The sequence below is a fragment of the Flagellimonas sp. 2504JD1-5 genome, assembly GCF_053618295.1.
Genome location: NZ_JBSIOU010000002.1, coordinates 109,795 through 133,399, shown reverse-complemented (window position 1 = coordinate 133,399; position 23,605 = coordinate 109,795). Strand labels below are relative to the sequence as shown.

The following is a 23,605-nucleotide window of genomic DNA, read 5'->3' as shown; positions in this document are numbered from 1 at the left end:
CAAATAGCATCCTTCAAACCGTCCCAAACAATGTCAAATTTGACTGGACAAAAACAGTCTACCAAACGGATACAAACTGACCCAACAGATATTTTTTACTGTAAAGATTTCCAGTGTTTACTGGGCCTACCGAGGTTTTTACAGTAAAAACTTTTTTTGGTAAAATTTTATCTTCACATAATTGATTGAAAATCAATTAACTAAAAAACGTAACATCGCGTTAGCGTGTTACCCTCTTGCTTTACATTCCCCGTCCTGCTGGCAGGACCAAAAATGTAAACACTAGGTGCCTTTTGAATCAGCTATATTGAACTAAAACATTCTAAATTTAATTAATTCCAAAATCTAAAGAAAATCAGGTCGTTAGAAATAAAATATCACTCTGTTTAACCTTAATTGAACTCTAAATGCCATTCGAAACTGAATGTGAGTGTCAAACGCCCTAGGTTAAAGCAAATTCGGGTTAAGTTTTACACAGATATAATTTGTTTTCCATATTAGTGAAAAATTAGCTTAAAACTTGCATTGGGCGTAATTCCCAAAGATTCCTGAAACACTTGTTCGGGCTCATTCTGGGGGTTCAACCTAAAAAAAGTGTTTATCGGGTTTTCTCGATTGAGCAGGTTCCATACCGATACCCCTGTTTGTAAGCCGATGTTTTTTCCAACTTGAGTCTTATAGATGGCAGAGAAATCCAGGCGCAAATAATCGTCAAGTTCACTGGAGTTGGCCTCCCCATAATTGATGTCCCCGTCCACAATTGCATCGCCCATGAGTGTTGGGGTAAAAGGCTTTCCGGTCCTCCAATTGGCTCCGAGCGCAAAACTAAATTCTGATGTTGAAAAAGTGAGGCCCGAGGACAGCGAGTGGGTAATGTCAAAATTATTCCTGAATTGGATTTCAGGTAATTCCTGAAAACTATAGGTACTGTTCAGATATCCGTAGCTCAGCCATAGATTCCATTGTTGCAGTTGTTTTCTCATAAGGAAATCGATTCCGTAGGCATCATAATTTCCTGAGGTTTTGACAAACTCGTAGCTGTCCAAAAAACCTTGGCTCTTAGCGGTAATGCCATTTACTTTTTTGTAATAGACAGCAGCATCCAGAAGCCAACCACGATGGTTGTACCGTAAGCCCAAGGAAGCCTGTTGACTTCTCAATATCGGAATACTATCGTTATCCGTGAGTTGCCACCTCCTTCTTTCAACGCCTAAAAAGTCGTTCTGGAAATTTATGATCTGTGAGGTGTTTTGATGTTTGAACTCTCCCAACACCTCCACTTGAAAATGCTTTCCTATTGCTTTATTGACACTAAGCCTTGGCTCGACAAGCACCCTGTCAAACTTGGCGATATAACTGGTTCGTAAACCGGGTTTTACGTAAAGGCCGCTACCGTCGCGATAGGATGTTTGCGCAAAAAGGACATGTTCACGAAGGACTTCGGAATCACGCCTTAAAAAACGGGGGATATCCGTATCGTTTGTATTGACTATTTCGGACTCCGTAAATTGATATCCCGTTTCCAACAGGATATTGTTGATATTAAATATTCCCTTCAAACTTGCACCGGTTTCCGAAACCACATTCTCCTGTAAAAAACGTTGCCCTTGCAACACATTGGCGTTGATTGACCTTAATTTATAATCTGTGTTGTACACATGAATTTCGGTAGAGAACTTTGTGTTCCATTCGCGTTCATAACCTAGGCCGGCCCCGATGCTGTTCTGGGACAAACTACTTTCTCTTGTTTGCATGATCTCATTTAGGTTTGCCGTTTCATCAAAAGCCAAATTGTTATCTATTAAAATAAAATTCAACCGAATCCTGTCAGTTTCAGTAGGTTGATATAACCATCTGAAAGAGGTGTCGTAAAAAGAAAATCTTTGATCGGAATTAATGATGCTCGGTTCGTTTTCTGCTATTTCTGTCTCCTGGATAATTCGTTCAAAGAAGACATCAAAAGTAGGGGTTCTTGCTACATCATCTATGGATCTTCTGGCAGCAATCTGTATAGAGGACTTGCTGCCTAACGGGATATCGGCAAAAAGGTCAGCGTTGATCAAGTTCACTCCAAAGCTTCCTTTAAATTTGTTTTGTAGGTTTTTATCCGTCCTTAAGAGCAAAGTCCCAGAAACCCCATCAGTATAAGCCGCATCCGTTCCGTTGGGAACCACTATGACTTTTTGGGTAATCTGAGGATTGAAACTTGATATCAGTCCAAAAAAATGTCCCGACTGATACATCTTGATACCATCCCATAAGATAAGGTTTTGGTCATGCGAGCCACCCCGAATATTGATATTGGAAACAGTTTCATCGATACTTTGAACTCCGGGGAGAGCTTGTACTGTTTGCAGTACATCGGTTTCTATCAACCCGGGCAAAGTTGCAAATCTGGAAAAATCAATGGTGGTGGTCCCATCCGCTTTCTTGTCGATTCCCCTGATAAGGTAGCCCTGTAGTACAATTGGAGCTATAGTCTGCTCCTCCTCGTACATTCTTATTGTCGAGCAGCGTTCCAACGAAAAGAACCTGGCCGCCCTTTTTATGGTCTTATATCCCAAAAATCGAATTTCGACCGGCTCATCCTGGTCAGTGACCTCTATTTCAAAGTAACCTTTATCATCACTTATCGTATTTCCAGTCCCAGATTGAACAGTCGCCCCGATCATAGGTTGTTGTGATGACACATCCTCTATGTATCCACATAAAACTTGGACCTTTGTAATGGTGATGACCCTGGTACCCACCTTGGAAAATTTTAATTTTGTCTGGTTTTCCAAGCGCCTTATTTCCTGATTCAGCGTACTGGTGTCCTTGGAGGGCAACACATAGAGGTCATTTAGCAGGTCACTTTGGTAATTGAACTGTATTTGATGTTTTTTTGAAAGTACGTCAAGAACTTGCTTTAACGGAACCCTTTCCTGGTTATCCTGTGCAGATCCGAAGGCCCCGACCAAACAATGGATCAAGATGAGTATAAATAAATGTTTATTTTTTGGCATTCCTTATAATGACCGTATTAGTGTCGCTAAATTCATAGGTCAATTTAAGGGTTTGGGTAATTGCTTGTAGGGCATTCTCAAGATTATCATGTTCAAAAGCTCCGGTGAACCTAGTGGCTACATCGATTTGGTCAAGGACCACCTGAACTTGGTATTCCTCTTCCAGAACCTTGATGACTTGGACTATGGTCGCTTCCTCAAATACACTTAAATCTTGCAGCCATTTGGGTTGGGAAAGCGCAACATTGACAACTTGGGGAGTGTTGTTAAAAAAGTGATATCCCTTGCCTGCTGGTAGTTGGGTCGTATCGTTATTATGTGCCACCTGCACCAAACCCTCATAACAAACGACACTAAAAATACTATCCCTTGCGATGACGTTGAATTCGGTACCCAATACGCTTATCTTTCCGAAAGGGGTATGTACTTCGAATTTCTTCCCCTTGGTTACGTCAAAATAAGCCTCACCTTTTAATTGCAAACTCCTTTCTTCGTCCCATTTGACATCATTAAAACTAAGTTGTGAAAGGCTATTGAGTGTCACCTTGGAGTTGTCTGGCAAGTTGATGACCTCCGTTTGGGCCATTTGGGTGGTAAACATATGTTGATCGTCTCCCTTTAAAACAAAATAAAGACCAATTCCTAAAACAAATATTGCAGCTGCCCTATAAGCGAATCTGGTCCAATTGGTATTGGAATCTTTTCTTTGATCGAGCTTTTCTTCCAATTCTTCAAAGGCCACCACCTTAGAACGGTTCTGTCCCCTAAAACGATTGGCTTCTTCAATAATTTCTTTTAACAGTCCACTATCTTCGATTTCATCAAAGATGTGCTCCTCCTCTTTGGTAAGGTCATTATTCAGCCACTTTTTTATGATGTAATCTTTATCCATTCATCTGTCCTTTATACTAAAACAACCTTGAATCGCATTATCCCAAACTATATTTTAATTTCATGAAGTACAATCATTTGATATTGTTGATCTATCCTTTATTATAAGTTAAAATCTTTAAGTTGCTTCCTTAAAATGGCAAAGGCAGCATAAATACGATGTTCCGCAACCTTTTTGGTAACCCCGGTCAATTCAGCAATCTCTTTATGTGTTTTTCCTTCAACCTTGCTAAGTACAAATGCTTCACGTTCTTCAGGCTTTAGTTTTGACAGGACGCTTTCGTACTGTTCAAGAAACTGTTCTTTCCGCATTAAAAATTCGGGGGATTCATTTGTATAATCCTTCGGTGACACCTTTCTATAATTTAGTTTGACTTTTTGATGCTTTACCTCATTGAGCATTAAATTATTGGCCACGGTGTATAGATATGATTTGGCCGCTTCAGGCACTACCTTGGAACAGTTTTCCCACATCTTAATAAAAGCATCTTGCACCTTATCGGCAGAATTAAATAAATCACCATACTTAAAATACAATAGGTCACTTAGGCTTTGGGCATATTTTTCGTATAAACTAGAAAACAGCGATTTCTCGCATACATTTTTAAATAATTTCTTTGACAAAGGGTGGACTGTTTTACGGTCTTAAATTTATCAAAAAAAAGTCATTTTTTTTCTGGGACATTTTTGCTTAGGGTTGTTTTAAATATAAAGGAAACCAAACAATGCACTAATTGAAGCAGATAGATCTCAAAACATTATTGACTTACAACAAAAAAATGACTATGAAAATTTCCAAACCATTTTTCCTTTTATGTCTTAGCCTGATAGGTGTCCTTTCTTGCCGTACTGAGGACGATCTATCCATAGGCACACCGGTGGAAGAAACAATCGAGGCAAATTCCAATCTGGCCGATTTGATTAGCAGAACTTCACAAAATGACGGTTCAATAGATAATATTATTGACAAAGCCAATTGTTTGAGTGTTCAACTCCCTGTCACCGTAACTGTCAATGGAACACAGATTACTGTTGATGACAAAGATGGTTATGAAGAGATTGAAGATGTTTTTGATCTCTTTGATGATGATATTGATATCATTGAAATTTCCTATCCAATAACCTTGATTTTAACGGATTTCACGACGCTCACCATTAATTCTGATGCTGAATTGATTGCCATAGCGGATAATTGTCCAGGTGAAAACGAGGATGACGATGATATAGAGTGTATCGATTTTCAATACCCGATTACCACTTTTATCCTAGACGAGAACAACGAATTGGTGAATACCATTGTCATCGACAATGACGAGGAGATGCATAGGTTCATAGATGATTTGGATGAATATACTGCGGTAACAATCAATTTTCCGTTATCCGTCATTCTTGCAGATGGTTCTACCCAAACAATTGGTAGTGTTCAAGAATTGGAAAATGTTATTGAAAATGCTGATGATACCTGTGATGAGGACGATGACAATGATTTTAATGATGATGACTGCGATAGCTGCACCACAAACCAACTTTCTGATGCTTTGACAGCCTGTTCAGATTGGAATGTGGACAAATTGGAACGCAACGACCAGGATTTAGAGGACCAATACACTGCATATGACTTCAACTTTATGGCTGATGGCACCTTGAATGCCGTATCCAATACCGATTCGTTTGCAGGTACATGGGAGGCCAGTGGATCAGCAAACAATATTTCGGTGATCATAAATATTCCAAACTTGCCGGATTTCAATGCTACTTGGAACTTGCACGAAATACAACAAGGCGATGTTGATTTTAGATTGGGGGATGACCGTTTGAGGTTCAAAAGCGATTGTGTTTCCAATGGCGGTGGCAACGGAGGTGTTGACGATACTGCCCTTGTCCAAGCATTGACCAATGGGGATTGGTATGTGACCAACTATTTTGATGATGTGGACGAAACTGCGCTTTTTGATGGAATGGTCTTCAATTTTGCGGCCGATGGGTCGGCAACTGCCGATGATTCAGGAGCAATCACCAACGGAACTTGGTCCACGGGTTCTGGTGACGAGACGGAGCTTGAACTCAACCTGAACTTTGGTATGAATGTTCCGTTTGATGAGCTGTTGGAGGATTGGGATGTTTTGGAAGCGACGGATGACATTATCCGATTAAAGGATATTAGTGGTGGGGATGGCACTACCGACTTTCTCACCTTTGAGCGAAATGCATCAAGCAATGGAAATGGTGGTGTGGATTTGAGCACGGTAATTGTGGATGGCACATGGACCGTCTCATCCTATCTTGATGATGGTGTTGACGAAACCAACAACTTTAGCGACTATACTTTCAATTTTGTTGCCGATGGCTCAGTGACCGCCGATAATGGCAGTGCCACAAATGGTATTTGGGCCACAGAAAATGGTGACAACAAATTTGTACTGGACTTTGGTGCCGTAACGCCTTTGGATGAGTTCAATGATGATTGGGACGTGATTTCCGTTTCCGATACCCAATTGGAGCTACGTGATGTGAGCGGAGGCAGTGGTGCAACAGATACCTTGATCTTTACAAAACAATAAACCCAGAATAAGAATACTATGAAAAAGTACATTTTAAACCTCGGAATTTTAATGCTCGCTTTGTGGGCAACCTCCTGTACCACTGATGGCGAAAACGATGAAGCTGCCAATTTGGCGCAATTGCACGCCGATGTAGAGGAAATCACCAACGCGGCAACTTCTGACACTTGGACCATAACCAACTTTGTTGATTCTGGAAAAAATGAGACTGCAAACTTTGATGGATATGGTTTTAGCTTTAATGAGGATGGAAGTTTGGTGGCCGAAAACGGCAACACAACAGTGAGCGGTACCTGGTCCGTAACCATCGATGATGATTCCAGCGACGATTCCAATGATGATAGCTCCAACAATATTGAGGACGACTGCAATGGCTGTACGGTGGAACAACTTACCGAAGTTTTGACAGGATGCTCCGATTGGTCGGTTGAAAAACTTGAAAAAGGAAACAACAATGATCTTGAAGATGGCTTTGTAGGCTATGAATTCAATTTTTCGACAGATGGTATGGTAACTGTCACCTCTGGTTCTGATAGCTACTCCGGTACCTGGGAAGCCTCGGGCAGTGGAAACAACATTCAGGTGGTGTTGAGTATCGCCGACCTGGCCGACATTCCCGACACATGGACCTTGCATGAAATTGAATTGTACAATGGAGAATCCAACGTCGATTTAAGAATCAACGGGGAAGATCGTTTGCGTTTTAGAAATGGTTGTACCCTTGGTAATTTCAACGGAGGCGAGACCACAGGCGAAATAGACTTTGATATTTTCTTCGCCTTTCCGGCCAATTTTGCCGAGCTTTCCGAAGATTGGAACATTGTTTCCTTTTCCGCAAATAAAATTGAATTGATCCATGAAAGCGGAGGCGATGGAGGAACAGATCTATTGACTTTTGAAAAATAAGCGCCCCGATTCTTATTATCAAATCCAACCATATTAAATGGAGTAAGGGTTCCCCCTGCTATGGAAAAGAAGGTTGGTTGCCGTCCTAGGATATTTCTTGGGGCGGTTTTTTTATCTTTAAGGTTAAACGCGACCAAGCATGGAAAGTCCATCCAAATTTCAGCACCTCTTTGAAAAAATAGCCGAGGTGGGTACAATTCAACATATAGCCAAAGGAACCGAAATTTTAAGGGAAGGACAATTTGTAAAGGTGGTGCCCTTTGTACAAAAAGGACTCATAAAGGTATTTACCCGCTATGAGGACAGAGAATTGCTGCTTTATTATATTCAGCCCAACCAAAGTTGCATCATGTCCTTTTCGGCCAGCACCAATAACGAACCCAGCCAAGTATATGCCGTAACCGAAGAGGATACTGAGACAATCCTAGTGCCCGTGGACAAACTGGATGCTTTCGCCAAAGAAAACCCCAAGGTCAACAACTTTTTCTTTCAACAATATAAAGGTCGATATGCAGAACTGTTGGATACCATCCAGCACGTTTTGTTCGACAAGATGGACAAACGGGTATATAACCATTTGAGGGACAAAGTATTGCTCAAAAATGAAAATCCACTGCAAATATCCCACCAACAGCTCGCAAACGAAGTGGGGACCGTGAGGGAAGTAGTGAGCCGTGTGTTGAAAAAATTGGAGGGCGAAGGGCTGGTGGAACAAATCGGCAACAAAATACAGGTACTCAAGTTGTGACCAAAGTCACTGCATAGCTCCATATCCTTGACTAGCTTTGATAAAAGGAAATATGGGCAAGAAACTGATAAAACTTTTGTTGGTCTGCATTATTTGCATATCGGCCATTTCAGGAATCGTTTTGCTCGTTAAGTATTTGTCTAACTAAATCTTCATGAAATGAAAAAAAATATGGGGTCCGCGGACCGAATCATTCGTTTTGTTGTAGCAGCGATTATTGCAATACTTTATTTTACAGGAACCCTAAGTGGCACTTTGGGGATAATATTATTGGTGTTGGCAGGAATATTTGTTCTAACCAGCTTTATTAGCTTCTGTCCACTTTATGCCCCTTTTGGCATAAGCACTTGTGCTACAAAGCAAAAATGACCATTAACATTCCTTGGATTCTAAGAGGGCGGTAAATTGCCCTCTTTTTTATCTGCCAAGCCCAGAAAATATTCCTTGGGACTTTGTCGATTTCAGTTGTTTTATATATGAAACAAAAGTTAAAAACGTTTTAAATCTTACATATTAACCAAATTCAATTGTTATGAAGCATTTCATTTTATTATTTATTGTATCGGCCTTGTTTATGGTCAGTTGTTCCAGTGATGATGCCGATGATAGTCGCATCCGCCTTAAGGTAGCCGCCACGAATGTGGGAGGAACCAGTGCAAAATCAGTCTCTTTTACAGGAAAGAACAACGAAAACGTAGTTTTCACGGATTTCCGTATTTCAATCAGGGATGTGGTGTTCAAAAACGATGATGACCCCAACAGCAGCTTGGACACTGACGAAATTCAGTTTAGGGGACCTTACCAAATCGACCTCTTGAACGGTAGTGATGCCATCTCCCAGACCATTGGTGACGTGATCGTGCCTGACGGGACCTATAAGGAACTTCGTTTTAAATTCCATAAAGATGAAGACCTGCCAGTTACCGATAACCTTTATGACAGGTCAATTTATATTGAAGGTACCATCAATGATGTTCCCTTTATTTTCTGGCATGATACCAGCGAAAATCTTGATGTAGGCAGAAGCACCGGTGTTCAAGTGTCCGGAGGTGTTATCAATTTTACCGTTGAGTTCAACATGGCTCAGTTTTTAAGTTCCCTAAAACAGATTGATCTGGGTCTTGCTGTGGACGGGAACGAAAACGGCACTATCGAAATATTCCCTAACGATCAAGACGGGAATCAGGAAATAGCAAAGGATTTGAAAGACAACATCAAGGAAACAGCTGATTTGATAGATCAATAGTAGTAGTCCAGCATCCCATGAAGTCAAGCCATCTGTATTTTATAGGATGGCTTTTTTCATTTAGCCAGGTCAAAAGCACTAAAATCAGTGGTTTCTCCAATTCGAAAAACCCTTTATCGTACTATTTATAGGGTCATACCAAAATAAAGTTAGTCTCTCGTTGTATTTTCTAGAATAATGGAAACCTAAATATCAATGTCTTTTATATTAAAATGGCAGTACGTAAACATTTCAACCATATATGTGCAAATTATGTGCAAACAAAAAAGTCTCAGAAGTAATAAAACCTCTGAGACCCTATGTTTATTGGTGATCGCGATAGGATTCGAACCTATGACCGTCTGCTTAGAAGGCAGATGCTCTATCCAGCTGAGCTACGCGACCATTACATAAAAGGCCGAATCTTTGCGATTCGGCCTTGTCGGGGTGGCAGGATTCGAACCTGCGACCTCCTGCTCCCAAAGCAGGCGCGATAACCGGGCTACGCTACACCCCGAAAAACAGTCTTAAAGACTGAAAACTTCAATACAGAAATAACAAACTCCAACAAAAACTACCTCAGTAGCCCGCTCGGGTGGAGTTTAAACCGAGCGAAGTCGAGGTACTAAACCCCGAATGATTATCTATTTAATCTTTAAGAAAAATTGCGGAGAGAATGGGACTCGAACCCATGCGACACTTACGCGTCGACAGATTAGCAATCTGCTCCGTTACCACTCCGGCACCTCTCCTAACATTTTATTATGAACGTACATCTTGAAAATGCGGATGCAAATGTACCTTTTCATCCGAAAGAACGCAACTATTTTTTCGTTTTTTTACTGAAATCTGTTCGCTTATACCAATAGATGATTTCAAAGTTTTGAGTATGAGCAAAAATGCCAAAATGAAAGTTAATTTTTCAGAATAACATCTGTAGCACTGATGGTCCCATCTCTTGAAACGGTTGTGGCCTTTATTCTAAAGTTCTCAAATAAATAATCTTCCTCCAATTTCACCATCACCTCACCGTTGTTGTTGGTTTGCAATTTCGGGTTCCAATATACCACATCACTTTCTCTTTTATATTTTTTCCTGTTTTCTTGTGTTTTATAGTCATCAAAACCAATATTGGGTTCATATCCTTGAAAAATCAGTTGGCCTTCTTTTCTAGGAACAAAATTGGAACCACTTCCGCTTCTGGTATAAATTAAGATAACCCCTCCAGTAGCCCTACTTCCAAAAATTGCTGCTTCCGGCCCAAAAACAAGTTCTACTTTTTCTATGTCAAGAGCAGAAATCAATCCTATTGGAGAATTGAAACTGGAAAAGCCTTTGCCCCATGGCATTCCATCAACTATCCAAAGTGGTGGACCTATGGGTTGGAAGGATGTGAAGGCCCTGGAATGCTGCACTCTTACATCCGAGCCAGTACCTGTTACCAGCATTCCCGGAATCTTTCTAACCAATTCAACCAAGTCTATTGGATGTTTTGGATTCTGAAAAACTGTTGCTGTAGGCTCCACACCATATAAGGTATTGTTCTTTTCAGATTCCGCTCGTTTTTGATTTACCTGAACCTCATCCAATTCAATTAAATTTGTGGTATCCACAGGTTGCCATCCCGTAGCTTCAAAAAACCTCTTTTTTTCTTGTTTCTGTTGAAACTTGGTCAACTCTTTTGAATACCCCTGTCTTTCCCCAATTGTGGGTATTATTTTGACCAGTCTGGATTTTGTGTCCTTGCCTTTAGTTCTGAAAACCATTTCGGTTTTACCGTAAAATTGAAGATTCTCTATTCTTAGTTGGCCACTTGCGTTGGTCTCCAATTCCTCAATCCATGGAGCTCCTTCCGAGCTGGCCAATATTTGGATTGTTGTATTCTTGAGCAAGTTGTTGTCCAGATCATAAGCATACCCATATAACTCAAGTCCTTTCTGCATGGGGAATTGAATTATTGATGGTATAGTCTCTTCTGTTGCTTCCTCAGCTATTGTACTTTCCGAAAGAATCAAATTAATATCCTTAACATAACGCTGGTTTCTTTTTTCTTGGAACGATTCATTACCGGAAGAAACAAGTATGTCATCCTTTTCATAGTCTTCCCCAATGCCTTCCATCCAATTCAGAATGCCTACTGCCAATTCTGCTCGAACCGGTTTGTTTTCATCATCCCTTACCTGTATATGGAGCACTTTGTTTTTTGATTCTTCATTAATCTGGTCAACCGTAATGTGCAATTGCCTCCCTTCAATCCATATGGCTCTTGTTGCAACTTGCTGGTCAGTTTCATCGTACAATCCCAAAATCAATTTTCCTGATGGGATATCCTTTTTTTGTATTGTGATATTGATTATCGGGTTTTGTTTAAAATCCAGCGTTTGTTCAAAATAAACAATACCATTTTGTAAGCCTTTCAACTTTATGGTTTTGCCCAAATAAGCAGCAGAAGCAATTACCTCAACTTTGGCCAATTTTGGGTCAAGGTTGTTTACATGCAGAAGCAAACCCTCATCAGTGGGTTTGGGTATTGCGTGTTGTTGGCCGTTATTAAGGTGGGCAAAATATGTTTTTCCTTTCTCAGGTTGCAAAATTGTACTTGCGATATTCTCATTAAACATTTTGATTTCTGACACAACCTGTCCTGCTTGGTCCGAAATATAGCCTATATGACCCGACTCATTTTTTTCAAAAATTCCCTTGAAAAAAAGATGGTTTTTAAGGCCACTTACAAGGTTCCCTCCTTCAGAATGGATCACCACACCTTTTTCATTGAGAAAAACTGCTCCATTGTTTACCCCTCCAATATTGATTTGCTCCTTTGCATACATATGTTCTCCGTAATTCTGCATCCATCGGGTGTAGGCTTTTACATAGTACATTCCCTTTTTTGCATTTTTGGGAAGCTTAAGTTTTCCAACTGACATACCATCCGAGATTTCATGAAACTGTCTCTTAAACAATTCATTTGTATTATTTACAAGGTCAACTATTAGCACTTTGCTAGCATTGCTTCGGACTTTATTTTTGCCGATTCTAACATAGCTTTTGAAAAATAATGTTTGCTTTTCTTCAGGTTGTGTATCGGATAAATGTAAAAGCACCTCTTCCTGCCAATTCACCAAAGAATCCCTTACTATATTTTCTTGATAAAATGCTTTGGAAGAAAATGTTTTCCATTTATTCGGATAATGGTTATCCCCTTGTGAAAACAACAAATTGGAACAAAGGAATAAGAGTGGAAGGATGGTTGCCGATTTCATTTTGCAGTATTTTGTGTAATAAATATACCACAAAAATTATTCCGTAATTCACTAATTTCCAACACTATTCCGGATACTCTACACGAAGATGGTAGATATTGGTCAACTTTTGTTTCAACACTTTCTTGACCTTTTCAATTTCCTTGAGGGTGATGTTTGCGTTTAAAAATTGGTTGGCCTGCATTTGTCCTTTCACAATTTTCTCCACAAATTCGTCAATAATAGTGTAGGTGGGGTTCTTAAGGCTTTTTGAAGCAGCCTCAACTGCATCGGCCATCATTAAAATTGCCGTTTCCTTTGAAAATGGAATGGGGCCGGGATATCGGAAATTCTCCTCGTTAGCCTCTCCTTCAAGTTCTTGCTGGCGTTTAAAAAAATAGAAAACCAAGGTAGTGCCATGATGTGTTCTTAAGAAATCGATAATACGATCAGGTAAGTTATTTTTTCGAGCGATTTCAATTCCTTTGATCACATGGTCAATAATAATCTTCGCACTTTCTCTTGGAGGCAAATCGTCATGTGGATTCACACTTGTAATCTGGTTTTCGGTAAAGAAAGTTGGATTATCCATTTTGCCAATATCATGATACAAGGCCCCAACCCTTACCAACATGGCATTGGCATTAATTTCATTAGCTGCCGCCTCAGCTAAATTTGCTACCTGCAGTGAATGATGGAACGTACCAGGTGCTTTGTCCGATAATTCTTTTAAAAGTTTAGAATTGGTATCGGACAACTCCAATAAGGATACATCCGAAATCAACCCAAAAATTTTCTCATAAATATAAATCAGCGGTTGGGCAAAAAGGGTCAAAAGTCCATTAAGGACGAAAACCCCGAATAAAATCCATTCGATATTATCCAAATTGCCCTCGTGTATGGCATGAAAGGCAAAATAACCAACAATATAAATCAGGGTAATTTGCCCGACGGATATAAACAGGTTGGCACGTTTATAAAGTTCTGATGCGGTTAAAATGGTCACAATTCCCGCAATAATCTGCAAAAAGATGTACTCAAAACTATTGGGCACCACAAATCCCAATAACAAAACCGTCAAAACATGCACAAACAGACCCAATCTGGCATCGAAGAAGTTTTTTAAAACAAGTGGAAGGATGCACAAGGGAACCACATATACATAGTTTTCGTTGTTTTTGACCATTAGGGTTGTGGCCAAAACCATTAATACAATGTTTACAAAAATAAAGGTGACCTTGTTGTTATTCTGAAAGATTTTCTTTCGATACCGTTTTAAAAAAAGCAGCAACATGATCAATACAAGCGCTACCAAAATGGTATAGCCAAGAATAATAAAGTAGTAGTTGTTCCCTCGCCATAACTCCGATTCAAATTCGTCTTTAAGAGAGTTTAGTATTTTAAAATTTTCGGCTTCAACAACTTCTCCCTTGGCAATGATTAAACTACCTTCCGACACTTCCCCCCGGGTAATGGAAATTTTACCAAGCTCATCTGCCAACACTTTTTCGGTCAGGGCCTTGTCATAAATTAAATTAGATTCCAACACTCTGGGCATTACATTTCCAAGAATGGAGGAAACTGGGTCATTCTTATTCCCAAGAATTCTAGCAACTAAGCTTTTGGCATTCTCCAAATTGGAATAACTATTTACTCCCAGGAGCTTTGCTTCATTGTTTTTTATCACCAAAACAGAACTTGCAGTGGGCAATTCCTTGAACACACCAAGCGCATAAATACTGTCAACAATATTGATACCTGTATTTAATAGTACCTCGCTTTGTGTATTGGAAAAACTATTGGCAGTGGAAAAACCGCCCAGCTCTTGTGCCAATGTTTCCTTCACCCTTAAAGGAACTGACTCATCAAATGAATAATAGTCAACCTTGTTTTCACGCAGTGATTGCTGTTCATTGACAACCTCCTCTTCTGTTTTTTTTATGGAAAAATCAATGGGAGCGTACAGGTTTTCGTATTGCCAAGGTTTCCCTTTTTGAAATTCATATTTAAACTTGCCTCCTTTCGGAAAGAAAAATACAATTAACGCGACTGTAACTACATAGAGAAAATACTTGTAGGCCAGTGATTGATGCTTATAAACATTATCCAAAGTTTTTCCCATGCTGTACGCTAATGTTTCAAAAATAGAAAATATAAATAAGAAGTATGGCAGGTGGTAAACCCATAAGCATTGCATTTAATTTTAGTATTTTCGCAACTGTAAAAATGCATAGATGAATAAAGTTGTTATCGTTTCCGCCGTAAGGACTCCAATAGGTAGTTTTATGGGTGCTTTGTCCAGCATTCCAGCTCCAAAATTAGGAGCTGTGGCCATTAAAGGGGCCCTAGATAAGATTGGATTAAAACCTGAACAGGTCGAAGAAGTTTTAATGGGAAATGTGGTGCAGGCCGGAACCGGTCAGGCACCCGCCAGACAAGCCGCAATTTTTGCCGGAATTCCAGATTCAGTTCCATGTACCACGGTCAACAAGGTATGTGCTTCCGGCATGAAATCGATAATGCAAGCCGCCCAATCCATTGCGCTAGGAGAGAATTCGATAGTTGTTGCGGGTGGAATGGAAAACATGAGCCTTATTCCGCACTACGTGCATATGAGGACTGGACATAAGTTTGGTCCATCAACATTAATTGATGGTATGCAAAAAGATGGCCTGGTCGATGTTTATGATCAGAATGCGATGGGGGTTTGTGCAGATGCCTGTGCCGTTGAGCATGATTTTAGTCGCGAAGACCAAGATGCATTTGCAATCCAATCTTACGAAAGGTCCGCTGCTGCCTGGAAAGCTGGTAAATTTGCTGACGAAGTGGTCCCTGTGGAAGTTCCACAACGAAGAGGAGAGCCGATAATAGTAAGTGAAGATGAGGAATATAAGAACGTAAAAATGGAAAAGATTCCAGCTTTACGCGCTGCTTTTACAAAAGAAGGTACGGTAACTGCCGCCAATGCATCCACGATCAACGATGGTGCCGCAGCAGTTGTTTTGATGAGCGAGGAAAAGGCCAAGGAATTGAATCTTACTCCTTTAGCAACTATAAAAGGCTATGCAGATGCTGCCCATGAACCAAAATGGTTCACTACCGCACCTGCCAAGGCACTGCCCAAAGCGTTGGATAGGGCCGGTGTTACCCTTGACGATATTGATTTCTTCGAGTTTAACGAGGCTTTTGCTGTTGTTGGCCTTGCCAATATGAAACTTTTAGGGCTTAACGATTCTAATGTCAATGTTAATGGAGGTGCTGTTTCGTTGGGGCATCCGCTTGGCTGTTCCGGGGCTCGAATTACCATTACCCTACTTAATGTGCTTCAGCAGAATGATGGAAAATTAGGAGCCGCAGCTATTTGCAATGGAGGTGGTGGCGCTTCAGCAATTGTACTTGAACGAAATTAATCCGCCAGAGGATTTCAGATGCAATACGGAGTTTGCCATTTAAGCATTGTTCCCATTCGTACATCTCCGGATGATACTACTGAAATGGTATCCCAATTGCTTTACGGAGATCATTTTAAAGTATTGGAAAAAAGAAAACTGTGGAGTCGAATCAGAGTGGTTCATGATCATTGTGAAGGCTGGGTGGCAAACAATCAGATTTCATTCATCGAGGAGGATGATTTTCAAAATTTAAATTCACGGAAAGTAAAAATCGCTTCGGATGTTGTTGCCCATATTTGTACGGATGATCATATGTTGCTTCCGATTGTATTGGGTTCGATGGTTTCTTCGGCTTCATTGATGAATCATACTTTTGAAGGAAATGCCATTGAAGGACAATTGCCTAAGGAACATCTGGCAGAAACAGCCTTAATGTACCTAAAGGCACCCTATCAAAAAGGGGGTAAAACACCTTTTGGAATAGATTGCTCAGGATTTACCCAAATGGTTTATAAAATAAATGGATACGCCCTAAAACGAGATGCTGAAGTACAATCCAAACAGGGTGAAGCTCTAAGTTTTATTGAAGAAAGTGAGCCTGGAGATCTAGCTTTTTTTGATAATACTGAGGGTATTATTGACCATGTGGGCATTATTTTAAAGGACAACTACATCATTCATGTCAACGGCCATGTTCGTATTGATCGACTGGACCATACCGGTATCTTTAACACGGAAGAAAAATTATACACCCATAAGCTTAGGGTCATTAAAAAAGTAGTATGAAAAAAGCCCCATAAAATGGGGCTTTTCTTTTTAAGGAGCATCAATTGCTTATTCTCCCAAAAGCTTTTTAATCCGCATAAAATTATCGGTATCTCCTAAAGCTCCATAAATATTTTTTAGCTGGGAAAGTACACCTTGGTTATCAGGGTTGGTTTTTAAAGCATCTTCCAAAACCTTAGCCCCTTCAAGGAACAAATCATCCTTTTGCTTTTTTAATTCATCATATCTAGCGATATCGGCCCTAGAACTTCCCAAGGTGTTCATTTCATCTATAAGGCCATTTCCTTCATTTACGTAAGTAGTGGAAAGGTTTAATAACGCATTGATATAACCTGGGTCGACAGCTAAAGTTTTTCGATACGCTTCCCTAGCGTCTTCTAAATTACCTTGCTCCATATTGATTACTCCAATGTTGTAGAGTAAATCGGCATTGTCCGGTTCCATTGCCGAAGCTTCCGACATCAATACCTTAAATTTATCTTTATCTCCCATCGCATAGTGCAGATTGGCTTCGCCCAAAACAAGGTTTACATCATTGGGGTCTACAGTTCTGGCATCAGCGTAAGCGGCTAAAGCTTTGTCATTATCCCCTAGTTGTTGATAAATCAGAGCGATATTTTTAACTATTTCAGCAGTCTTGGAAGGACTGGTCTCCTCTTTTGGATCCTTATGGGTTCCAGCCTTCACATATAAGTCTCTGGTATTTTTATCCATAGTATCCACCTCTCCGGTTTCTACATTTACAGCAGTGTAGGTAACATCACTTCCGTCGTACCCTATATCTTTAAGTTCGTTGTAATAAGTCAACGCTTTTTCATAGTTCTGTCCGTTTACCGCACTGCTAGCTGCATAGTAGAGATACAAAGTATCTTTCGGGCTTAATTGGTATCCCAAGTACAGTTTATCAGCTGCTTCATCAAACTTTTTATTGTTATTGTCCTCGACAGCAGCATTGATCAAGTCGGATGTCATTTGTGCCAAGCTCTGAGTGGCAACGGTGGTATACTTTGCTTTTCCACTGGTTTCTTCAACAGCAATTACCTTCTTGAATGCATCAATGGCCGGTTGAAAAGCGGTTGCATCTCCTTTTTTGGCCAAATCTGCATAAACATTACCTTTTATGGCATAATACTGTGCCTGGGTCTTGGCATCTGCAGCATCGATTAATGAGGCTGCGCTATCAACAGAAGCTTTCGCGCTAGCGGCATCTCCTCCTTTAAGTGCTTTTTCTGCTGCCTTGATTTCAGCTTTTTGGGAAAATCCTATAGTTGAAATCCCTATTGCTAATAGCATTAAAACTTTAGTCTTCATTTTAAATGTAATTATTAGTGTTTATGATTATTCTTTATTCTCTTTGTTTTCGTCGGTATTATTATCAATTGCCGTGCCATCTTCTCCATTCACCTCAATATCAAGGATATCCACCTCATCAACGGCATCTTCATCCTTCATTACTTTTGCCACAGCTGCAATGGAGTCCTTATCTTTTAAATTGATAAGTCTAACCCCCTGGGTGGCTCTTCCCATAACACGTAAATCCTCAACACCCATTCGAATAGCTATACCAGATTTATTAATGATCATAAGATCATCAGTATCTGAAACATTTTTTATTGCCACAAGGCCTCCGGTCTTGTCTGTTATGGAAATAGTCTTTACGCCTTTTCCTCCTCGGTTTGTAATACGGTAATCGTCAATGGTAGAACGTTTTCCGTATCCATTTTCCGAAACGACCAAAATATCATCTTCAAAATTATGTACCGAAACCATTCCTATGACCTCATCTTTGTCATTTGCCAAGGAAATACCCCTTACACCGGAAGCATTTCTTCCCATTGGACGTGTCTTGCTTTCTTCAAATCGAATTGCCTTTCCGGATTTCAGTCCTAGGAAAATTTGACTGGTTCCAGTGGTGAGCTTCGCTTCCAACAATTCATCTTCGTCCCTAATGGTAATGGCATTGATTCCATTTTGGCGCGGTCTTGAGTATTGCTCCAAAGATGTCTTCTTAACAGTACCCTTTTTGGTGGCCATGATCACATAATGGGAATTCACATAATCCTCATCCTTTAGATCTTGTGTACAGATGAATGCTTTGACCTTATCGTCTTGCTCTATATTAATAAGATTCTGGATGGCCCTTCCTTTGGAAGTACGACTTCCTTCGGGAATTTCGTATACCCGCATCCAGAAACATTTCCCTTTTTGAGTAAAGAACAACATGTACTGGTGATTGGTTCCCACAAAAAGATGTTCCAAGAAGTCTTCATTTCGGGTTGAAGATGCTTTTTGACCAACTCCACCCCTATTTTGTGTCTTATATTCAGTTAAAGGTGTTCTTTTGATATAGCCAGCATGGGAAATGGTAATGACCACTTGCTCATCTGGAATCATATCCTCAATGCTCAAATCGCCTCCTGCAAAGTTTATCTCTGATCTTCTTTCATCTCCATATTTTTCCTTGACTTCCAACAACTCATCTTTGATGATTTGCATTCTTCGTTCTTTCTTGTCAAGAATATCCTTTAAATCTTCAATGGTTTTTAGCAAGGCATCATATTCTTCACGAAGTTTGTCTTGCTCAAGTCCAGTAAGCTGTCTTAATCGCATCTCAACAATGGCCTTCGCTTGGAGTTCGGTCAGTTTAAACCGTTCCATTAAGCCATTTCTAGCATCTTCAACATTAGAAGACGCCCTGATCAATGCAATTACCTCATCTATATTGTCAGACGCAATTATTAAACCTTCAAGGATATGCGCACGGTCTTCAGCTTTTTTAAGCTCGAATTTCGTCCTCCGCACAACTACTTCATGTCGATGTTCCACAAAATAGTGGATAATTTCCTTTAGGTTCAACAATTGGGGCCTTCCTTTGACCAATGCAATATTGTTGACGCTAAAGGAAGATTGCAGCGCTGTATACTTATATAGCATGTTCAGCACAATGTTCGGAATTGCGTCTTTTTTTAGAATATAAACGATTCGCATTCCTTTTCTATCCGATTCATCCCGGATTGTAGAAATACCTTCAATTTTTTTATCATTGACAAGATCGGCCGTTTTCTTGATCATATCGGCCTTGTTCACCTGATATGGAATCTCGGTCACAATAATACACTCCCGTCCCTGTACTTCTTCAAAAGTAGCCTTGGCACGCATAACAACTCGACCTCTTCCTGTATGGAAAGCTTCTTTTACCCCGTCGTATCCGTAGATGATACCTCCTGTTGGAAAATCGGGTGCTTTGATGTGCGTAATAAGTTCATCAATCTCTATATCGTTGTTATCGATGTATGCAATGGTACCATCAACTACTTCCGAGAGGTTATGGGGTGGCATATTGGTGGCCATACCTACAGCAATACCAGAAGCTCCATTAACCAACAAAGCCGGCACACGTGTTGGGAGAACCGTAGGTTCTTGCAAGGAATCGTCAAAATTCAGCTGATGGTCTACAGTATCCTTATCGATATCTGCCAACATCTCGTCAGCTATTTTACGCATTCTTGCCTCCGTATAACGCATTGCCGCTGGGCTATCGCCATCAACGGACCCAAAGTTACCCTGACCATCTACCAACATATACCTTAGACTCCATTCCTGAGCCATACGTACCATGGCATCATATACCGAGGTATCACCATGCGGGTGGTATTTACCCAAAACCTCACCCACAATACGAGCAGATTTCTTATGCGCACTACTTGATCTAACGCCCAGTTCGTGCATTCCAAAAAGCACTCGTCGATGAACAGGTTTTAGTCCGTCCCTGACATCTGGCAGGGCACGTGACACAATGACCGACATTGAATAATCAATGTAGGCAGATTTCATCTCATCTTCAATGTTGATAGGAATTAACTTTTCTCCTTCAGCCATGCTAAAATCCAATTGTTTTTTGCGGTTAAAATATCACGGCAATATACGCAAAATCGTACCTTTCAAAACACTTGCACTTTACTTTATTAAAAAAATTATCAACATCATATTTATAGGAACAAAAGCTGATAAAACTTTGTTAAACTCTATCGAAAATGCGTTTTATTTCGACTTTTACCACAAGTTTATCGATTAAGGGTATAGTATTTGACTACGGTAATGATACTTTTATTAATTTTAATTGCTGAAAAGGTAATGTATGGACGATAATTTTTCCCCAAGAGTAAAAGACGTTATAGCTTATAGCAAAGAAGAGGCCCTGAGATTAGGGCATGATTTTATCGGAACCGAACATTTAATGCTAGGTCTTTTACGCGATGGCAATGGCAAGGCCATCAACATCCTCGATGCCTTGGATGTTGATCTGGACCATTTAAGAAGAAAAGTGGAGATTCTTAGCCCAGCCAATCCAAATACCGGAACAATCCAAAAAGACAAAAAGAACCTACATCTGACAAGACAGGCTGAACGTGCTCTGAAAACCACGTTTTTAGAAGCCAAACTCTTTCAGAGCTCTTCAATCAACACGGCGCATTTGCTGCTGTGCATCTTAAGAAACGAAAACGACCCCACTACAAAGCTTCTGCATAAGCTTAAGGTGGATTACGATAATGTGAAGGATCAATTCAAATCAATGATTACCAGTGACGATGATTATTTGGATTCTCCACAGGCCGAGTCTTCCTTTCCAAATGATCCCGAAGATACAGGAGATTCAAAAGAAAGTACCTTCGGTTCAAGCTCTTCGCAAAAAGGGAGCAAGAAATCCAAAACTCCTGTATTGGACAATTTTGGGCGCGATCTTACCAGATTGGCAGAAGAAAACAAGCTTGACCCTGTTGTTGGTAGAGAAAAAGAAATAGAGCGAGTTTCCCAGATTTTAAGCAGAAGAAAAAAGAACAATCCTTTGCTTATAGGTGAACCCGGGGTGGGTAAAAGTGCAATAGCCGAAGGATTGGCGCTTAGAATTATTAACAAGAAAGTTTCAAGAATTCTATATAACAAACGAGTTGTCACTTTAGATCTTGCTTCGCTGGTAGCGGGAACAAAATACCGCGGCCAGTTTGAAGAGCGAATGAAAGCCGTAATGAACGAGCTTGAAAAGAACGATGATATTATTCTCTTCATTGATGAAATCCATACCATTGTCGGTGCTGGTGGTGCAACTGGAAGTTTAGATGCCTCCAATATGTTCAAGCCTGCTTTGGCTAGAGGTGAAATTCAATGTATCGGGGCAACTACCTTGGATGAATACCGTCAATATATTGAAAAAGACGGTGCTTTAGAACGTCGTTTTCAAAAGGTAATTGTTGAACCCACGACCGTTGAAGAGACCATTGAAATTTTAATGAACATAAAAGGAAAGTACGAAGATCACCATAACGTTATGTATACTGATGATGCTATCAAAGCATGTGTTAAGTTGACCAATCGTTATATGACAGATAGATTTTTACCAGACAAAGCCATTGATGCCCTGGATGAAGCGGGATCCCGTGTTCACATTGTAAATATGGATGTTCCAAAACAGATTTTGGAGCTTGAAGGTCAATTGGAAGATGTTCGTGAATTAAAAAATAGCGTAGTAAAAAAGCAGAAATATGAAGAAGCTGCAAAACTACGTGATGATGAAAAGCGCCTAGAAAAAGAATTGGCTTCTGCTCAAGAAAGATGGGAAGAAGACAGTAAACTGAACCGGGAAACTGTTACTGAGGATAATGTGGCAGATGTTGTCTCTATGATGAGCGGAATTCCGGTTAACAGAATTGCACAAACTGAAAGTAACAAACTTGCCGAACTTCCAGATCTTATTAAAGGATTTGTAATTGGGCAGGATGAAGCCGTGGCCAAAGTGGCCAAAGCCATACAACGAAATCGAGCTGGACTTAAAGACCCGAACAAACCTATCGGCTCGTTTATTTTCTTGGGTCAAACAGGAGTTGGAAAAACGCAGTTGGCCAAAATTTTGGCCAAGGAGCTCTTTGATTCTGAAGATGCCCTGATTCGCATTGATATGAGTGAATACATGGAGAAATTTGCCATTTCAAGGTTGGTAGGTGCGCCTCCAGGATACGTGGGATATGAAGAAGGTGGGCAACTTACCGAAAAGGTACGTCGCAAACCCTACTCCGTTATTCTTTTGGATGAGGTAGAAAAAGCGCACCCAGATGTATTTAATATGCTGCTCCAGGTTTTGGATGATGGCTATTTGACGGACAGCTTGGGAAGAAAAATTGATTTTAGAAATACCATCATAATCATGACTTCCAATATTGGGGCAAGACAGTTGAAGGATTTCGGTCAAGGTGTAGGTTTTGGTACAGCGGCCAAAAAGGCCCAGGCCGACAGTCACCAAAAAAGTGTGATTGAAAATGCATTGAAAAAAGCTTTCGCCCCCGAATTTTTGAACAGGATAGATGATGTCATTGTGTTCAATCCGTTGGAGCGTGAGGATATCCATAAGATTATAGACATTGAATTGAACAAACTCTATGAGCGTATCAAGGACATAGGATACAATCTTAAATTATCCGATAAGGCCAAAGATTATATTGCCGATAAAGGGTTTGATAAACAGTATGGTGCCAGACCCTTAAAAAGAGCTATTCAAAAATATATTGAAGATGCCCTTGCTGAGGAAATCGTAAATTCCAAGCTTGCTGAAGGAGATAGTATTTTCATCGATTTGAATGAGAAAAAAGAAGAACTCACCATAACGATAAAGAAGCCTGAGAAATCATCGAAGGCCGATGGATAATATTGGAACACAATAGATACAGCCGGCTTTTTGCCGGCTTTTTTTTATTCCAATTTACCGTACATACGATATTTACGCTTTTAATCTATTATTTTTCCCCTCTTTTAGCTTTCGGTATACTTTCGTTTCGAGACACTATAATTATTTGGGGG

At 40.2% G+C, this 23,605-nt stretch carries 15 protein-coding genes and 3 tRNA genes; 8 read left to right on the top strand and 10 right to left on the bottom strand.

All coding sequences use genetic code 11. From position 1 onward, the window contains the following. Positions 1–497: 497 nt before the first annotated feature. From ACULLG_RS10075 to ACULLG_RS10065, 3 genes are all read right to left on the bottom strand, one after another. Positions 498–3,005: a TonB-dependent receptor gene (locus tag ACULLG_RS10075; RefSeq protein ID WP_452126663.1), complete on the bottom strand. Its 2,508-nt coding sequence runs from the start codon at positions 3,003–3,005 to the stop codon at positions 498–500. Then, entirely contained in the window at positions 2,992–3,897 is a 906-nt protein-coding gene (locus tag ACULLG_RS10070; protein WP_452126662.1) for a FecR family protein, read from the bottom strand. Before ACULLG_RS10070 ends, ACULLG_RS10075 begins: the two co-directional genes overlap by 14 nt. A gap of 101 nt (positions 3,898–3,998) precedes the next feature. Continuing rightward, positions 3,999–4,520 carry an RNA polymerase sigma factor gene (locus tag ACULLG_RS10065; protein WP_452126661.1) on the bottom strand — a complete coding sequence of 174 codons (522 nt, stop codon included), beginning with the start codon at positions 4,518–4,520 and terminating at the stop codon, positions 3,999–4,001. Between the two features lie 161 nt (positions 4,521–4,681). On the opposite strand from ACULLG_RS10065, the gene ACULLG_RS10060 reads away from it, so the two are divergent. The 5 genes from ACULLG_RS10060 to ACULLG_RS10040 all read left to right on the top strand — a co-directional run bounded on the left by ACULLG_RS10060 (position 4,682) and on the right by ACULLG_RS10040 (position 9,357). Then, complete coding sequence (locus tag ACULLG_RS10060) at positions 4,682–6,457, top strand: hypothetical protein (protein ID WP_452126660.1); 1,776 nt, start codon at positions 4,682–4,684, stop codon at positions 6,455–6,457. 18 nt (positions 6,458–6,475) lie between these two features. Beyond that, complete coding sequence (locus ACULLG_RS10055) at positions 6,476–7,363, top strand: hypothetical protein (protein WP_452126659.1); 888 nt, start codon at positions 6,476–6,478, stop codon at positions 7,361–7,363. A gap of 139 nt (positions 7,364–7,502) precedes the next feature. Further along, entirely contained in the window at positions 7,503–8,111 is a 609-nt protein-coding gene (locus ACULLG_RS10050; protein WP_452126658.1) for a Crp/Fnr family transcriptional regulator, read from the top strand. Positions 8,112–8,270: 159 nt separating this feature from the next. Continuing rightward, positions 8,271–8,480 (top strand): YgaP family membrane protein, encoded by a 210-nt coding sequence (locus ACULLG_RS10045; RefSeq protein ID WP_452126657.1) that lies wholly within the window; start codon positions 8,271–8,273, stop codon positions 8,478–8,480. A gap of 163 nt (positions 8,481–8,643) precedes the next feature. Continuing rightward, positions 8,644–9,357, top strand: coding sequence for a DUF4382 domain-containing protein (locus ACULLG_RS10040; RefSeq protein WP_452126656.1), 714 nt, complete (start codon positions 8,644–8,646; stop codon positions 9,355–9,357). Positions 9,358–9,664: 307 nt separating this feature from the next. Here ACULLG_RS10040 and ACULLG_RS10035 read toward each other — a convergent pair. From ACULLG_RS10035 to ACULLG_RS10015, 5 genes are all read right to left on the bottom strand, one after another. Then, positions 9,665–9,741: transfer RNA gene (locus tag ACULLG_RS10035), tRNA-Arg, on the bottom strand. A gap of 37 nt (positions 9,742–9,778) precedes the next feature. Next, positions 9,779–9,853: transfer RNA gene (locus ACULLG_RS10030), tRNA-Pro, on the bottom strand. 151 nt (positions 9,854–10,004) lie between these two features. Continuing rightward, a tRNA-Ser gene (locus tag ACULLG_RS10025) sits at positions 10,005–10,088 on the bottom strand. Between the two features lie 162 nt (positions 10,089–10,250). Then, positions 10,251–12,599, bottom strand: coding sequence for a TonB-dependent receptor (locus ACULLG_RS10020; RefSeq protein ID WP_452126655.1), 2,349 nt, complete (start codon positions 12,597–12,599; stop codon positions 10,251–10,253). Positions 12,600–12,663: 64 nt separating this feature from the next. Further along, entirely contained in the window at positions 12,664–14,700 is a 2,037-nt protein-coding gene (locus tag ACULLG_RS10015; protein ID WP_452126654.1) for an HD family phosphohydrolase, read from the bottom strand. Positions 14,701–14,812: 112 nt separating this feature from the next. Between ACULLG_RS10015 and ACULLG_RS10010 the strand changes: the two genes are divergently transcribed. Beyond that, positions 14,813–15,988 carry an acetyl-CoA C-acyltransferase gene (locus tag ACULLG_RS10010; RefSeq protein WP_452126653.1) on the top strand — a complete coding sequence of 392 codons (1,176 nt, stop codon included), beginning with the start codon at positions 14,813–14,815 and terminating at the stop codon, positions 15,986–15,988. Between the two features lie 18 nt (positions 15,989–16,006). After that, positions 16,007–16,756: a C40 family peptidase gene (locus tag ACULLG_RS10005; protein WP_452126652.1), complete on the top strand. Its 750-nt coding sequence runs from the start codon at positions 16,007–16,009 to the stop codon at positions 16,754–16,756. Between the two features lie 48 nt (positions 16,757–16,804). Here ACULLG_RS10005 and ACULLG_RS10000 read toward each other — a convergent pair whose 3' ends face one another. Beyond that, positions 16,805–18,067 (bottom strand): tetratricopeptide repeat protein, encoded by a 1,263-nt coding sequence (locus ACULLG_RS10000; RefSeq protein ID WP_452126651.1) that lies wholly within the window; start codon positions 18,065–18,067, stop codon positions 16,805–16,807. A gap of 27 nt (positions 18,068–18,094) precedes the next feature. Next, a complete protein-coding gene (gyrA, locus tag ACULLG_RS09995) occupies positions 18,095–20,635 on the bottom strand; it encodes a DNA gyrase subunit A (protein ID WP_452126650.1) in 2,541 nt (846 codons plus the stop codon). A gap of 259 nt (positions 20,636–20,894) precedes the next feature. On the opposite strand from gyrA, the gene ACULLG_RS09990 reads away from it, so the two are divergent. Beyond that, a complete protein-coding gene (locus ACULLG_RS09990; protein WP_452126649.1) occupies positions 20,895–23,453 on the top strand; it encodes an ATP-dependent Clp protease ATP-binding subunit in 2,559 nt (852 codons plus the stop codon). The last annotated feature ends 152 nt before the right edge of the window (positions 23,454–23,605 follow it).

Coding starts and splice junctions, on each gene's coding strand:
- ACULLG_RS10005 (WP_452126652.1), top strand. CDS start 16,007: ATGCAATACGGAGTTTGCCATTTAAGCATTGTTCCCATTCGTACATCT.
- ACULLG_RS10045 (WP_452126657.1), top strand. CDS start 8,271: ATGAAAAAAAATATGGGGTCCGCGGACCGAATCATTCGTTTTGTTGTA.
- ACULLG_RS10020 (WP_452126655.1), bottom strand. CDS start 12,599: ATGAAATCGGCAACCATCCTTCCACTCTTATTCCTTTGTTCCAATTTG.
- ACULLG_RS10050 (WP_452126658.1), top strand. CDS start 7,503: ATGGAAAGTCCATCCAAATTTCAGCACCTCTTTGAAAAAATAGCCGAG.
- gyrA (WP_452126650.1), bottom strand. CDS start 20,635: ATGGCTGAAGGAGAAAAGTTAATTCCTATCAACATTGAAGATGAGATG.
- ACULLG_RS09990 (WP_452126649.1), top strand. CDS start 20,895: ATGGACGATAATTTTTCCCCAAGAGTAAAAGACGTTATAGCTTATAGC.
- ACULLG_RS10040 (WP_452126656.1), top strand. CDS start 8,644: ATGAAGCATTTCATTTTATTATTTATTGTATCGGCCTTGTTTATGGTC.
- ACULLG_RS10010 (WP_452126653.1), top strand. CDS start 14,813: ATGAATAAAGTTGTTATCGTTTCCGCCGTAAGGACTCCAATAGGTAGT.
- ACULLG_RS10015 (WP_452126654.1), bottom strand. CDS start 14,700: ATGGGAAAAACTTTGGATAATGTTTATAAGCATCAATCACTGGCCTAC.
- ACULLG_RS10055 (WP_452126659.1), top strand. CDS start 6,476: ATGAAAAAGTACATTTTAAACCTCGGAATTTTAATGCTCGCTTTGTGG.
- ACULLG_RS10070 (WP_452126662.1), bottom strand. CDS start 3,897: ATGGATAAAGATTACATCATAAAAAAGTGGCTGAATAATGACCTTACC.
- ACULLG_RS10000 (WP_452126651.1), bottom strand. CDS start 18,067: ATGAAGACTAAAGTTTTAATGCTATTAGCAATAGGGATTTCAACTATA.
- ACULLG_RS10075 (WP_452126663.1), bottom strand. CDS start 3,005: ATGCCAAAAAATAAACATTTATTTATACTCATCTTGATCCATTGTTTG.
- ACULLG_RS10060 (WP_452126660.1), top strand. CDS start 4,682: ATGAAAATTTCCAAACCATTTTTCCTTTTATGTCTTAGCCTGATAGGT.